Below are 12,764 nucleotides of genomic sequence, written 5' to 3'. Positions count from 1 at the left end.
TGCGACTGAAAACGTGCCTTGTTCACACAAATTCTGTGTAAGCGCTCAATATCACCGCGCAGCTGTAATAATTTTGGCGCAATAGCCAAGGTCCTCCACTCGCTCCCTTACCAAAAGAGCTCGTTATGAATAAAATGGCCGACTCCACCAACGCCAAAGAGACAAAGCCGGCGCATTCGGCATCCGGGAAATTTATTCGTTTTTTCAACGAGGTGGACATCTCCGACGTGCCGCTGGTGGGCGGCAAGAACGCCTCGCTTGGCGAAATGTACCGGGAGCTGACGGCCAAGGGCATCCTGGTGCCCAATGGCTTCGCCGTCACCGCCGAAGCCTATCGCTATACGCTCGATGCAGCGGGCGTCTGGACCGCGCTTAAAGAGGCGCTCGACGGATTGAACCCGTCTGACGTCGATGATCTCGCCAAGCGCGCCGCGCGCGCCCGCGACATCGTTTATGGCGCGCCGACGCCTCCGGATGTCGAAGCCGAAATTCGCAGCGCCCTAGCCCGCCTCACCGACGAATACGGACCCGATTTGACGGTCGCCGTGCGCTCGTCGGCGACGGCGGAAGATTTGCCGAGCGCAAGTTTCGCCGGACAACATGACACCTATCTCAATGTGCGCGGCCCCGCCGCCGTTCTCGACGCGATCCGTCATTGCGTTGCGAGCCTCTTCACCGACCGCGCCATCCGCTATCGCATCGACAACGGATTCGATCACTTCAAAGTGTTCAACTCCGTCGGCGTGATGAAAATGGTGCGCTCGGATTTGGCGGCGTCTGGCGTCATCTTCACGATCGACACCGAAAGCGGATTCGAGGACGTTGTCTTCCTCACCGGTGCCTATGGCCTTGGCGAAAACGTCGTGCAGGGCGCCGTCGACCCGGACGAATTCTACGTCTTCAAGCCCACCTATCGGCAGGGCAAGCGCGCCATTTTGAAGCGCGCGCTGGGAGCGAAAAAAATCAGGATGGTCTTTTCGGACCGGGGCCGGACGACGACGCGCAACATCCCCACCGACGCCAAGGAAAGAGAGAAATTCTGCATCTCCGACGAAGAGGCGCTGACGCTCGCCGGCCAGGCGATCGAGATCGAGGACCACTATAGCGCCAGAGCCGGCGCGCGCCGCCCCATGGACATCGAATGGGCTAAGGATGGTCTCGACGGCCAGCTCTACATCGTTCAGGCCCGCCCCGAAACCGTCGCGTCCCGACGCGACCGGAACATCGCTGAAATCTACAAGGTGACGAAGCACGGCGCGGTGAAAGTCGAAGGACGCGCGGTCGGCGCAAAGATCGCTAGCGGCAAGGCGCGCGTGATCGAGCGCGCCAGCGAGCTTTCAACATTCGTTCCGGGCGAGATCCTCGTCGCCGATACGACGTCGCCCGACTGGGGCACGGTGATGAAATCGGCCGCCGCCATCGTGACGAACCGCGGCGGTCGCACGTGCCATGCGGCCATCGTCGCGCGCGAACTTGGCATTCCGGCAATCGTCGGCACGGATGCGGCGACGCGCCTCATTCGCACCGGCGACATGATCTCGGTGAGCTGCGCCGAGGGCGACGTCGGAAAGGTCTACGACGGACCCATCGCCTTCGAGGTGGAGCGCGTCGATCTTTCAACTCTGACGACACCCGCCACGCATGTGATGATGAACGTCGGCAATCCCGATATCGCCTTCGGCCTTGCGGCGTTGCCGAACGACGGCGTCGGCCTCGCGCGCATGGAGTTCATCATTGCGGACTCGATCAAGGCGCATCCCATGGCGCTCGTTCACCCGGAGCGGCTCGGAGCGCGGGAGCGCGCCGAAATTGCGCGGCTGACCGCAAATTATGCGAGCCCCAGCGAATTCTTTGTGAAGCGCCTGTCGGAAGGCGTCGGCACGATCGCAGCGGCGTTTTATCCAAAGCCTGTCGTCGTGCGCATGTCCGACTTCAAGAGCAATGAATATGCCTCATTGCTCGGCGGCGGGGTTTTCGAAATGCAGGAAGCCAATCCGATGATTGGCTTTCGCGGCGCGTCGCGCTATGCGCACCCTGCTTACCGGGAAGGTTTTGCGCTCGAATGCGCCGCGATGACCCGCGTGCGCGACGAGATGGGTCTGACCAACATCAAGCTGATGATTCCCTTCTGCCGCCGCATCGAAGAAGCGGAGAAGGTCATCTCGCTGATGCGCGAGCTCGGTCTCGAACGCGGCAAGGACGGGCTCGAAATCTACGTGATGTGCGAAATTCCAAACAACGTCATGCTTATCGATCAATTCTCCAAACATTTCGACGGTTTTTCGATCGGCTCGAACGATCTGACGCAACTGACGCTTGGCGTCGACCGCGACTCCGAAATCGTCGCTTTCGACTTCGATGAACGCGATGAAGGCGTGAAGGAAATCATTCGATTGGCGGTCGAGGGCGCGAAGCGAAACGGACGTCACTGCGGCATTTGCGGCCAGGCGCCCTCGGATTATCCGGAGATCGCTGAGTTCCTCGTGCGCTTGGGAATCGATTCGATCAGCCTCAATCCCGACACGGTTTTGCAGACCACAAGACGCATCGTCGACCTGGAGAAGCGTCTCGGTCGAGAGCCGCGAAAGGTGGATTGACCGCCGAGCGCATCTTTTAGAAATGTCTAGATCGCCGTTCACGCTTGGCGCCCGCGCAAGGCGTCGAGCGACTGTGGCGCGCGTCGCCGAATAAAGGAAAAGCAAATGAGCGCAGCCGCCAACCGGAAAGTCCTCGCGACGATGGCTCCAGCGGCCGGACTTGTGGGAGTCGCCGCGGCGCTGCATTTCACCGACGCCGGACCCATCGTAAACTTCATCGCCTCGGCTTTGGCCCTGGCGAGCGTCGCGCATGTGATTGGCGAAGCCACCGATCAGCTTGGCAATCACCTCTCGCCAGCGGCGACCGGCATTGTTCAGTCGGCGGTCGGCAATCTCCCCGAGCTGTTCGTCTGCATCTTTGCGCTCCGGGCCGGGCTGCTGACCGTCGTGCAGGCGTCGCTGATCGGCTCTATTCTGTCGAACGCGCTTCTTGTCCTGGGCCTCGCTTTTATCAGCGGCGGGTGGAGGGTCGGCGTCCTTCACTTCGAAAGTCAGACCCCGCGAATGATCGCGACGCTGCTTCTGCTGGCGGTGTCGGCGCTGGTGCTGCCGACGCTCGCTCAGGAGCTGCATCTGCCGAGCGGCGCGCATGAGCAGGAACTCGCCGTCGTCTGTGCGGTCGTGCTTCTTTTAGTTTTTGTTGTGCTTACCCATGCGATGCTCAGTCAGGGGCAGCGCGCGCTGCCGGCCGAGACGCATGCGCGCGTGCATGCATGGTCGCTCGGCGCCGGGATCGGCGTTCTCGCGGCTTGCGGCGGCGGCGCCGCCTTCGTCTCGGACTGGTTCGTCGACGCGCTCGGTCCGGCGATCGAAACGCTGGGCGTCAGCGAAGCCTTCTCGGGCCTCGTGATCGTCGCCATCGCCGGCAACGCCGTCGAAAACGTCGTTGGAATTCGGCTCGCGGCTCAGGGCAAGGCCGATCTCGCGGTCAGCGTCATTCTGAACTCGGCGCTTCAGGTCGCCGTCGCGCTTATTCCGATTCTGGTGCTCGTCAGTTTTGCAATGGGCGGCGCGGCGACGTTCACGCTCGCCATTCCGCCCATTCTTGCGGCGGCCCTGTTTCTTTCAGTTTTGGTGGTCACGGTGGTCACCGTCGACGGCCGCGCGGACATGGTCGACGGGGCCGCGCTTGTTGGTCTTTACGTCATTATCGCGGCGATCTTCTGGTGGGGTTAGCCCCTCCCGACAACGTGACGTCTTCTCAATTCTACGCTTTTTCCGGCCGTGAAGGGATGAGCGCAGTCGCTCTCGCCCTATATCTCTCGCCCTGAAGGCGCCGCGGAGCAGTTGGCTTGGCGTCGTGCGGGAAAACAGATCGCGGCGGTGGGAGAGACTCATGAAAACAAGAATAGCGATCGTCGTCGCTGGCGTCCTCGCCTGCGGCGGAGTGGCCCAGGGCGGCGCAGTCGAAGCGCATCGCGTATTTCTTCCGCAGAACATGAAATGGGAGGCGGCGCCGAGTTCGCTGCCGGGCGGCGCCGAAATGGCGGTGCTGTACGGAGATCCAAGCCGAGAAGGCGACTTCGTCGTCAGGATCAAAGCGCCGAAAGGCTATCGGGTGCCGCCACACACGCATTCCAAGGCCGAACTCGTCACGATCATCTCCGGCGCATTCAGTTTCGGGCGAGGGCAGGCGGCCGACCGCGCCACGGTCGAAAAGCTACCGGCAGGAAGCTTCATTTCAATGCCAGCCGGCGTGCTGCATTATGTTTTCGTCGACGAGGACTCAGTGCTCCAGATCAACGCCACCGGTCCTTGGCAGATCGACTATTACGATCCGAAAGACGACCCACGGCTGAATATTGCGCCTGCGGGAGCGCCTGTGCACTAAGCGGAAAACGCTTCAAAGAAAACGGCTCGCGCCTTTACATCCGAGGTCGCGAGCCGTTCCGTGTAGGGCTACCGCTGGTGGCGGCCGCCTCTCGGTGAAAACCTAGGCCCAGCGCAACTGAAAGCAAGCCGGGCCGTTACGCCCTCTTCCGCGTCCAGAGCTCGCGAGGAACATTATTCGAGCGTCAGAGTTGCGCTTTGAAACTGTCGCGCAAGTGGCGCGCGCGGACAAGCGGAGTTCAGCCATGCTCTCGACCGTCCTCATCGTCGTTCTGCTGTTGTTGTTGATCGGCGCCCTGCCGACATGGCCTTATAGCTCTCAATGGGGATATGGCCCCGGCGGCATTGTCGGCGCCCTGCTCGCCATCATCGTCGTGATGGCGCTTATCGGCAGGCTGTAGCAATTCGGAGCCGGCGCGGCGTAGCGATGGCTTGCCGCGGCGCAAGCGACCGCGAAGACTCTCGAGGCGCAAATCGCTGCGCAGCGCGCGCAGATCAGCGCTTCGAGAGGCGTTGCGGCGCGCCACTGAACATTTTCTATCGCTCGGCGGGACGGCGTCGGAGGCGCGGCGGCAGGCTATCATCTAGATTGGCCGGCAGATGCAAACGCAGGCGTCCCATCTTGCCTATATCGACGTTTTCTACGCCCTGACGTTCGTCGCAGCGACGATCATCCCGCTCGCCTGGTTCTTGCGCCGCGTCCAGCTCGGCGCGTCGAACTCCGCGCCCGCGCATTGATCCGCGTACGAAATTCGGCGCTGGCGTTTCGGCGTCGGATCGCTCCGGCGCGAACCCACGCCCGCTCGGCTTGGGCGCGATCCGCTGTGCGCAAATATTCATGTGACTGCCCAAGGGATTCCCTGCGGGGTTACTTTTTGTATTTTTCGCCATTAAAGTCCCGCCGCGCGGCTAAGTTCCGCACCCATCGATTGGAGTTCGATAATGTCTCATTTCTCGCTCGGCCGCGCGATGTGCGCGATGTCTTTCATCGCGCTGTCGTCCAGCGCCGCCATGGCTCAGTCGGTGCAAGTCGGCACCCTTCTCTGCCATGTCTCCGGCGGCGTCGGCATGATCATCATGGAGAATCAGGCGCTCGACTGCGTGTATACGGACGCTAAAGGCAGCCCGCCCCAGCATTACATCGGCAGACTGACCAACGTCGGCGCCAATATCGGCATCAGCGGTCCGGGGCAGATGATTTGGACGGTTCTCGCGGCCACCAACAGCGTGGCGCCTGGCGCGCTGGCCGGAGACTATGTCGGCGCGGAAGGGTCGGTCGCAGTCGGCGCCGGCGCCGGCGGCGCGGTCCTTGTCGGCGGCTCCAACAAGACAATCTCGCTGCAGCCCGTGTCCGTTTCCCTTGGCACCGGCCTCAATGTTTCCGCAGGCCTCGGCAATGTCAGCCTGCAATATATGCCGGTGACCCCGCCGCCGCCGCCCCCCGCGCCCGCCGCCAAGCCGAAGAAAACCCGCGCACACCGGTAATCTCCGACGACGCAACGGACAGAAAAACGGGCGCGCCGCTAGCGCGCCCGTTTTTCTACGCCGCCGATTACTTCGAGTGCGGCGTTCCGAGATAGGGGAACTCTTTCAAAGTGTCGGTATGCGGTTCCAGCCCATCCGGCGGGATGTCGCCCTTCGAGAGAAAGGACAACCGGAAATTGATGACATCGTCGGCGAAGGTGCGGCCATTGGGATAGCCCGCGGGCTTGGTTGGATCGAAGCTCAGCATATCGGGTAGAATGCCGTGCTCGTCGATCGCCGTAATCGCGTCTTCCCTCGTGTAGTCGCCCGTATGGCCCATCAGATGGATGAACAGCTCGAGCCAGCGCTCGCGGTCGTTGACGGGTTCGCTGGCGTTATATTCTTCCTTAGTTTCGTCGGTATTGAAGAAGCTGCTGACCGACGGATGTCCGGCGCGATCGGCATGAATCAGCTTGCCGTCCTCGCGCACGCTGCACCGTCCCCAGATTCTGACCCCCGGATTGCCCCCAAGAGCGCTCGTCGGCATTTCGACGACCGTCGAAAGCACATTGGCCTCGGTGTTTGAATCCTTTCCAGTCCAGGGAGACTTGCCGCCAAGATGCGGCGCAGTGAAATTTCTGCCGCCGGACGTGTCGTACAAGGCCAGAATGCCGTCGTAGTCGAAAAAGAACGCGTCGCTGCGAACGCCTGTGAAGAAGGTGAAATCGCCTGCCCGCACGATGTTCGGCTTGGGCCCGAAGGAGACTTCCGCGCCAGAGACGATCTTCTCGCCTACGGGTTCGGGAGAATGCGACTCTGCCCCGCGCGCCAGGAAAACGTCGAAGGTCTGCTTGCCGTTTTGCTTGGGCGAGAACACATAGCTGATTGCAATATCCGTCAGGCAATCGCCGTCATTGTCGATATTGAGCCGGTAGATCGCCTCAGGATGGAACTCATCGCAAGAGGGATTGGCGTTGAGGATGATCGCCGTCCGAGATGGATCGCTTGGAGACTGAAAGGCGTAAAGATCGCATAGGTCCAACCTTTGATCGCCGAGCGGCGGACCGAGACTAAGGCCCGTAAAATGATTCGACACGTGTCGCCTCCGTTAAAAAGGTGGAGAGAATGTGCGGCTGATCTGTTTTGAGCGCCTGCCGGCGCAAGCTATGTCGTGTTTGTTTCAACATCAAGATTGTTTGAAATTGCTTATTCGCCGCGAATGAGTCTGATGATGCTCGAAAAATCGGCGCCGCCCTGGCCCGCGGCCTGATGCAGCGCATAGAGCTGCGTCGCCGCGGCCCCTAGCGGCGAGGCCGCGCCAGCCTGGGCGGCGGCTTCCTGCGCGAGTCGCAAATCTTTCAGCATCAGGGCGCTCATGAAGCCCGGCCTGTAATCATTGTTCGCGGGCGAAGCAGGCGTCATCTCCGCCACGGGGCAATAGGTGGTGAGCGACCACGATTGGCCCGAGGAGATCGACGCCGCGTCGAACAGCGCCCTGTGCGAGAGGCCGAGCCTTTCCGCGAGCACGAACGCCTCGGCCGTCGCGATCATCGTGACGCCGAGCATGAGATTGTTGCAAATTTTCGCCGCCTGCCCCATGCCGGCGCCGCCGCAATGAAGCACATGCGCGCCCATATGTTCGAGGATCGGCTTTGCCGCCGCGAACGCCTCCGCCTCGCCGCCACACATGAGAGTCAGCGTCGCCGCTTTCGCGCCGGCGACGCCGCCGGACACCGGCGCGTCGACCGAGAGCGCGCCGCTCTCCTGCGCCAGCCGATGCGCGGCGCGCGCGCTTTCGACGTCAATCGTGGAGCAGTCGATGAGGAGTTTGCCACGCGCCTGAGGCGCGATTTCGCGCCAGACGGCAAGCGTCTGATCGCCGCTCTGCAGCATGGTGATCGCAACGTCAGCGCCCTCAATCGCCTCCCGCAACGAACCTGCGGCGGCGACGCCCTCCTGGGCGGCGGCTTCGACGAGCGAGGCGTTAAGGTCGAATCCTCGCGTCTCGACGCCGGCGCGCGCCAGCGCCGCCGCCATCGGACGGCCCATGTTGCCCAGACCGATGAAAGCCGCGCGCATCATGGCTACGACAAGGTCGGCATGACGAAACTCGCGCCCGTCCTGACGCCGCCCGGCCAGCGCGATGCGACCGTCTTCGTCTTTGTGTAGAAGCGAATCGCGTCCGGCCCATGCTGATTGAGATCGCCGAACATCGAACGCTTCCAACCGCCGAAGGTGTAATAGGCCAGCGGCGTCGGAATCGGCACATTGACTCCGACCATGCCCACTTCGACGCGGGAGGCGAATTCGCGCGCGGCGTCGCCGTCGCGGGTATAGATCGCGACGCCATTGCCATATTCGTGATCATTGGCCAGCGATAGCGCCTCGTCGAAGCCGCGCGCGCGCACGACGCAGAGCACCGGGCCGAAGATTTCCTCCTTGTAGATCCGCATCTCCGGGCGCACCTCGTCGAACAGACATCCGCCCATGTAGAAGCCGTTCTCATAGCCTTGCATTTTGAAGCCGCGTCCGTCGACCCGGAGTTTGGCGCCCTCCCCGACGCCAAGCGCGACGTAATCCTTGACCCGCTCCAGATGCGCGCGGGTGATCAGCGGGCCGAAATCGGCTGAAGGATCGGTCGAAGGGCCGACGCGCAGATTTTCGACCCGCGGTTCAAGCCGCGCGACCAGCGCGTCGGCGGTTTCTTCCCCGACCGGCACGGCGACCGAGATCGCCATGCACCGCTCGCCGCCCGACCCATAGGCGGCGCCGACCAGGGCGTCGACCGCCTGATCCAGGTCGGCGTCAGGCATAATCACCATGTGGTTTTTTGCGCCGCCGAAACACTGCATGCGTTTTCCGTGGGCGGCGCCATGCGCATAGACATATTCGGCGACCGGCGTCGAACCGACGAAGCCAATGGCCTTGACTTCAGGGTCTTCGAGCAGCGCGTCGACCGCTTCCTTGTCGCCGTTGACGACATTGAGCACACCCGGCGGCAGGCCGGCTTCGAGCATCAGTTCGGCAAGAAACAAAGGCGCGCCAGGATCGCGTTCGGAAGGCTTCAGAATGAAGGAGTTGCCGCAGGCGATCGCCGGGGCGAATTTCCACATCGGAATCATCACCGGAAAATTGAAAGGCGTAATGCCGGCGACGACGCCGAGCGGCTGGCGCATCGAATAGACGTCGAGACCGGCCGCCGCAGAATCGGTAAATTCGCCCTTCATGAGATGCGGAACGCCGATGCAAAATTCGGCGACCTCGACCCCGCGCTGGATCTCGCCTTGCGCATCGGCGAGCGTCTTGCCGTGCTCGCGCGCGAGAATCGTAGCAAGCCTCTCCTTCTCGCGCCCGACGATATCGACGAATTTCATCAGCACGCGGGCTCTGCGCTGCGGATTGACAGCCGCCCATTCTCGCTGCGCCGCGGCGGCGTCGGCGATCGCCTCACGCACCTCGTCGCGGCTGGCGAGCGGCACGCGCGAGATCGCCGCGCCCGTCATCGGCTCATAGGCCTCACTGAAACGGCCGGACTTTCCCTTAACCCGGCGTCCGCCGATAAAATGCGAAAGCTCTTCCATGTTCGCTCATCTAAGGCGCGTCCGGCCGATGTCATCTCGCAAGACGGGATCGCGCGCCTATATGTTGGAGAGAGACGCCTTCCACGACGGACACCCGCGATGGGACTGCAGCTCACGAGCGAAAGCAAGAATCGATACGCGCAGGCGCCGCGACAGGCGGACTGGACGATTGATCAGAACTGGGCCTCCTACAGCGACGAGGAGCACGATCGCTGGAACAGGCTGTTCGCCCGCCAGGCGAAGCTCTTGCCCGGACGGGCCTGCGACGAATTCCTGGAGGCGAAGCAACAGCTCGAACTGTCGCGCTCCGGCATTCCGGATTTCGCCGATCTGAGCCGCCGATTGGGGGCGATGACCGGCTGGAGCGTCGTTCCGGTGGCCGGGCTGATTCCTGATGACGCCTTCTTCGATCATCTCGCCAATCGGCGATTTCCGGCCGGCGCCTTCATTCGCCCGGAGTCGGAGCTTGAATATCTGCAGGAGCCCGACGTCTTCCATGACGTCTTCGGCCATGTGCCGCTCCTCGCCAATCCGACGTATGCGCGCTTTCTCGAATCTTATGGCAAGGGCGGCCGACGCGCGCTCGCGCGCGGGCAGCTCCACAATCTCGCGCGGCTCTACTGGTACACGATCGAGTTCGGACTGATCGAGACGCCGAAAGGGCTGCGCATTTTTGGGGCTGGGATCATGTCCTCGCCTTCCGAGACGATCTTTTCGCTGGAAAACTCGTCGCCAAACCGCGTCGCCTTCGACCTCGAACGCGTCATGCGGACGAATTACATCATCAGCGATTTTCAGCAGACATATTTCGTCATCGAAAGCTTCGAGAAGCTTCTCGCCGACGGCTATCAGGATTTTGCGCCGATCTATGATCGCCTGCGCAACGCTTCTGACTTTGCGGCGCATGAACTCGCGCCAGGAGACCGCATCATCTCGCGCGGCGATTTCCATTACTTCCGCGCCAAGCGCAGCGCTTAAGGCCTAGGCCCTGAGTTGACGACCTGTTGCTCTATGGCGCCGAAAATCGAGCGCCCATCGGCGGCGCGCATCTCGATGCGCACCACATCGCCAGCCGTTAGAAATCGCGTGTGCGGCGCGCCCTCAATGAGCTTCTCGACCACGCGCTGCTCGGCGATGCAGGAGTAGCCGTCTCCGCCTTGCGCGATCGGTCTGCCAGGACCGCCGTCGGCGTCCCGGTTGGAAATGGTGCCGGAACCGATGATCGTTCCGGCGCTAAGCGCGCGCGTGCGCGCCGCATGCGCGATGAGACGCGGAAAGTCGAAGGTCATATCCTTTCCGGCGTCCGGCCGGCCGAGCGGCGCGCCATTGACGAAGGACAGAAGCGGCAGCGACAGCCGTCCGCCGTCCCAGGCGTCGCCAAGCTCGTCAGGCGTTACGGCGACCGGAGAAAAGGCTGACGCTGGCTTTGACTGGAAAAAGCCAAAGCCTTTTGAAAGCTCCGGAGGGACCAGCCCGCGCAAGGTCACGTCATTGACCAGCATGACGAGCTTGATGTGATCGCGCGCGTCCTCCGGCGTCACGCCCATCGGCACATCATCCGTGACAATGGCGACTTCGGCTTCGAGATCGAGATCGTGCTTTTCGTCGAGCAATGGAATGGCGTCACGCGGGCCAAGGAAGACGTCGGAGCCTCCCTGATACATCAGGGGGTCGCTCCAAAAACTCTCCGGCATTTCCGCGCCACGGGACTTGCGAACAAGCGCGACGTGATTGACATATGCCGAGCCGTCCGCCCACTGATAGGCGCGCGGCAGCGGCGAGGCGCAATCCTGCTCGCGAAAGGGAAAGCTCTCGCGAAGTCCGCATTCGAGCCGCGCCGCCAGCGCCCGCAGCTCCGGCGCCACGGCGTCCCAATCTTCGATCGCCGATTGCATGGTGGGCGCGACGAAGCCCGCCGCGACAGCCCGCGTGAGATCGCGCGAGACGAGGATGAGGGCGCCGTCCCGCCGGCTCTTCAGGGATGCGAGCTTCACGGTCCATTGCCGGTGAAATAACGGCGCAGGCCCGCCCAGCATTCCGCGTAATCTTGCTGCAGGGTTTCAAGCGACATGGCGAAAGAGGTCGGATAGAGCGGCAGTCGAGACTCGAACATGAAGGCGAGAGCGTCGTCGATCTTCGCCGGGCCAAGATCCGCCTCAGAGGCCTGTTCGAAGGCCTCCGTGTCCGGGCCATGCGGCAGCATCGCGTTGTGCAGCGACATGCCGCCAGGCTCGAAGCCGGATGGCTTTGCGTCGTAGCGTCCGTAAATCAGGCCCATGAATTCGCTCATAATGTTCAAATGATACCAGGGAGGCCGGAACGTATGTTCCGCGACTTGCCAACGCGGCGGAAAAATCGCGAAGTCGACATTGCCCACGCCGCTTTCGTCTGAAGGAGAGGTCAGGACCGTAAATATTGATGGATCGGGATGATCGAACAGCAAGGCGCCGACCGGACAGAATTTTCGCAAATCATATTTATAGGGCGCGTAATTCCCATGCCAGGCGACGACGTCGAGCGGCGAATGATCGAGGTCACAGCGATAGAAGCGGCCGCCCCATTTGACACGGAGGCGGCAGGGCTTTTCCGTGTCTTCGAACGCGGCGGTCGGCGAAAAGAATTCGCGCGGATTGGCGAGTCCGTTCGCGCCGATGACGCCGCGATAGGGCAATGTGAACGGCGCGCCGTAATTCTCACAGACATAGCCGCGAGACGGGCCGGCCGAGAGCTCAACTCGAAATTTCACGCCGCACGGAATGACGCATATCTCACCGGGAGAGCACTCGATGAGGCCGAACTCCGTTAAGATGCGTAGGTCGCCAAACTGCGGGACAATCAACAACTCGCCGTCGGCGTTGTAGAAATAATCGTCGTGCATCGACTGCCCGGCGAGATAGAGATGCGCCGCCATGCCGACTCTCAGGCCGCTGTCGCCGCCCGTTACGATGGTGCGCATTCCATCAATGAAAGAGCCCGCATTGTCAGGGATCTCGCTTGCGCCCCAGCGCAGCTGCCCGAGCGGCGCGTCAACATCGCGGCAGGGCGCGGTTTTCCAGTGGCTCGGCTCGATATCCTGGGGGTTGCGGACGTGAAGGACTGAAGGTCGTATCCTGTAGAGCCAGGAGCGTTTGTTAAGATGGTTGGGCGCGGTGAATGCAGAGCCGGACAATTGTTCGGCGTAAAGCCCATAAGGGCACCGCTGCGGCGAGTTCTGCCCCATCGGCAACGCGCCGGGCAGAGCTTCGCTCTCGAACTCATTGCCGAAGCCGTGCAAATAGCGCGTGGGGGACAT

The 12,764-nt window shown here is 62.2% G+C and carries 12 protein-coding genes; 7 read left to right on the top strand and 5 right to left on the bottom strand.

Features of this window, described 5'->3' with window-relative positions; all coding sequences use genetic code 11:
• The first annotated feature begins 134 nt into the window (after positions 1 to 134).
• The 6 genes from ppsA (at position 135) to IYW40_RS12390 (ending at position 5,912) form a co-directional block, all read left to right on the top strand.
• Entirely contained in the window at positions 135 to 2,597 is a 2,463-nt protein-coding gene (gene ppsA, locus IYW40_RS12415; protein WP_196400799.1) for a phosphoenolpyruvate synthase, read from the top strand.
• Positions 2,598 to 2,702: 105 nt separating this feature from the next.
• Positions 2,703 to 3,773 (top strand): sodium:proton exchanger, encoded by a 1,071-nt coding sequence (locus IYW40_RS12410; protein ID WP_196400698.1) that lies wholly within the window; start codon positions 2,703 to 2,705, stop codon positions 3,771 to 3,773.
• A gap of 160 nt (positions 3,774 to 3,933) precedes the next feature.
• Positions 3,934 to 4,428: a cupin domain-containing protein gene (locus tag IYW40_RS12405; protein WP_196400697.1), complete on the top strand. Its 495-nt coding sequence runs from the start codon at positions 3,934 to 3,936 to the stop codon at positions 4,426 to 4,428.
• 244 nt (positions 4,429 to 4,672) lie between these two features.
• Entirely contained in the window at positions 4,673 to 4,828 is a 156-nt protein-coding gene (locus IYW40_RS12400; protein ID WP_196400696.1) for a DUF3309 family protein, read from the top strand.
• Positions 4,829 to 5,027: 199 nt separating this feature from the next.
• Positions 5,028 to 5,165: a hypothetical protein gene (locus tag IYW40_RS12395; protein WP_196400695.1), complete on the top strand. Its 138-nt coding sequence runs from the start codon at positions 5,028 to 5,030 to the stop codon at positions 5,163 to 5,165.
• 204 nt (positions 5,166 to 5,369) lie between these two features.
• Complete coding sequence (locus IYW40_RS12390; RefSeq protein WP_196400694.1) at positions 5,370 to 5,912, top strand: DUF992 domain-containing protein; 543 nt, start codon at positions 5,370 to 5,372, stop codon at positions 5,910 to 5,912.
• A gap of 67 nt (positions 5,913 to 5,979) precedes the next feature.
• Here IYW40_RS12390 and IYW40_RS12385 read toward each other — a convergent pair whose 3' ends face one another.
• From IYW40_RS12385 to IYW40_RS12375, 3 genes are all read right to left on the bottom strand, one after another.
• On the bottom strand, positions 5,980 to 6,987 hold the full coding sequence (locus IYW40_RS12385; protein WP_196400693.1) for a DUF4331 family protein: 1,008 nt from the start codon (positions 6,985 to 6,987) through the stop codon (positions 5,980 to 5,982).
• Between the two features lie 110 nt (positions 6,988 to 7,097).
• Positions 7,098 to 7,973 (bottom strand): 3-hydroxyisobutyrate dehydrogenase, encoded by an 876-nt coding sequence (gene mmsB / locus IYW40_RS12380; RefSeq protein WP_196400692.1) that lies wholly within the window; start codon positions 7,971 to 7,973, stop codon positions 7,098 to 7,100.
• A 2-nt stretch (positions 7,974 to 7,975) separates the two neighbouring features.
• Positions 7,976 to 9,472, bottom strand: a complete 1,497-nt coding sequence (locus IYW40_RS12375; RefSeq protein WP_196400691.1) for a CoA-acylating methylmalonate-semialdehyde dehydrogenase — start codon at positions 9,470 to 9,472, stop codon at positions 7,976 to 7,978.
• 99 nt (positions 9,473 to 9,571) lie between these two features.
• Here IYW40_RS12375 and phhA point away from each other — a divergent pair, with 99 nt between their 5' ends.
• Positions 9,572 to 10,450, top strand: a complete 879-nt coding sequence (phhA, locus tag IYW40_RS12370) for a phenylalanine 4-monooxygenase (RefSeq protein ID WP_196400690.1) — start codon at positions 9,572 to 9,574, stop codon at positions 10,448 to 10,450.
• Here the strand turns inward: phhA and IYW40_RS12365 are convergent.
• Positions 10,447 to 11,466 carry a fumarylacetoacetate hydrolase family protein gene (locus IYW40_RS12365; protein ID WP_196400689.1) on the bottom strand — a complete coding sequence of 340 codons (1,020 nt, stop codon included), beginning with the start codon at positions 11,464 to 11,466 and terminating at the stop codon, positions 10,447 to 10,449. The genes phhA and IYW40_RS12365 overlap by 4 nt on opposite strands.
• Positions 11,463 to 12,764: a homogentisate 1,2-dioxygenase gene (gene hmgA / locus IYW40_RS12360; protein ID WP_196400688.1), complete on the bottom strand. Its 1,302-nt coding sequence runs from the start codon at positions 12,762 to 12,764 to the stop codon at positions 11,463 to 11,465. The genes IYW40_RS12365 and hmgA overlap by 4 nt, the downstream gene beginning before the upstream one ends.

The organism is Methylocystis sp. H4A, from assembly GCF_015709545.1.
Taxonomy (GTDB): domain Bacteria; phylum Pseudomonadota; class Alphaproteobacteria; order Rhizobiales; family Beijerinckiaceae; genus Methylocystis; species Methylocystis silviterrae.
Note: the sequence above shows the minus strand (reverse complement) of the source record. Positions and strands in the feature narration are given on the sequence as shown.

What these genes read in the sequence shown, in the direction of transcription:
- ppsA (WP_196400799.1), top strand. Translation starts at nt 135, where the DNA reads ATGGCCGACTCCACCAACGCCAAAGAGACAAAGCCGGCGCATTCGGCA.
- IYW40_RS12410 (WP_196400698.1), top strand. Translation starts at nt 2,703, where the DNA reads ATGAGCGCAGCCGCCAACCGGAAAGTCCTCGCGACGATGGCTCCAGCG.
- IYW40_RS12405 (WP_196400697.1), top strand. Translation starts at nt 3,934, where the DNA reads ATGAAAACAAGAATAGCGATCGTCGTCGCTGGCGTCCTCGCCTGCGGC.
- IYW40_RS12400 (WP_196400696.1), top strand. Translation starts at nt 4,673, where the DNA reads ATGCTCTCGACCGTCCTCATCGTCGTTCTGCTGTTGTTGTTGATCGGC.
- IYW40_RS12395 (WP_196400695.1), top strand. Translation starts at nt 5,028, where the DNA reads ATGCAAACGCAGGCGTCCCATCTTGCCTATATCGACGTTTTCTACGCC.
- IYW40_RS12390 (WP_196400694.1), top strand. Translation starts at nt 5,370, where the DNA reads ATGTCTCATTTCTCGCTCGGCCGCGCGATGTGCGCGATGTCTTTCATC.
- mmsB (WP_196400692.1), bottom strand. Translation starts at nt 7,973, where the DNA reads ATGATGCGCGCGGCTTTCATCGGTCTGGGCAACATGGGCCGTCCGATG.
- IYW40_RS12375 (WP_196400691.1), bottom strand. Translation starts at nt 9,472, where the DNA reads ATGGAAGAGCTTTCGCATTTTATCGGCGGACGCCGGGTTAAGGGAAAG.
- phhA (WP_196400690.1), top strand. Translation starts at nt 9,572, where the DNA reads ATGGGACTGCAGCTCACGAGCGAAAGCAAGAATCGATACGCGCAGGCG.
- hmgA (WP_196400688.1), bottom strand. Translation starts at nt 12,764, where the DNA reads ATGTCCCCCACGCGCTATTTGCACGGCTTCGGCAATGAGTTCGAGAGC.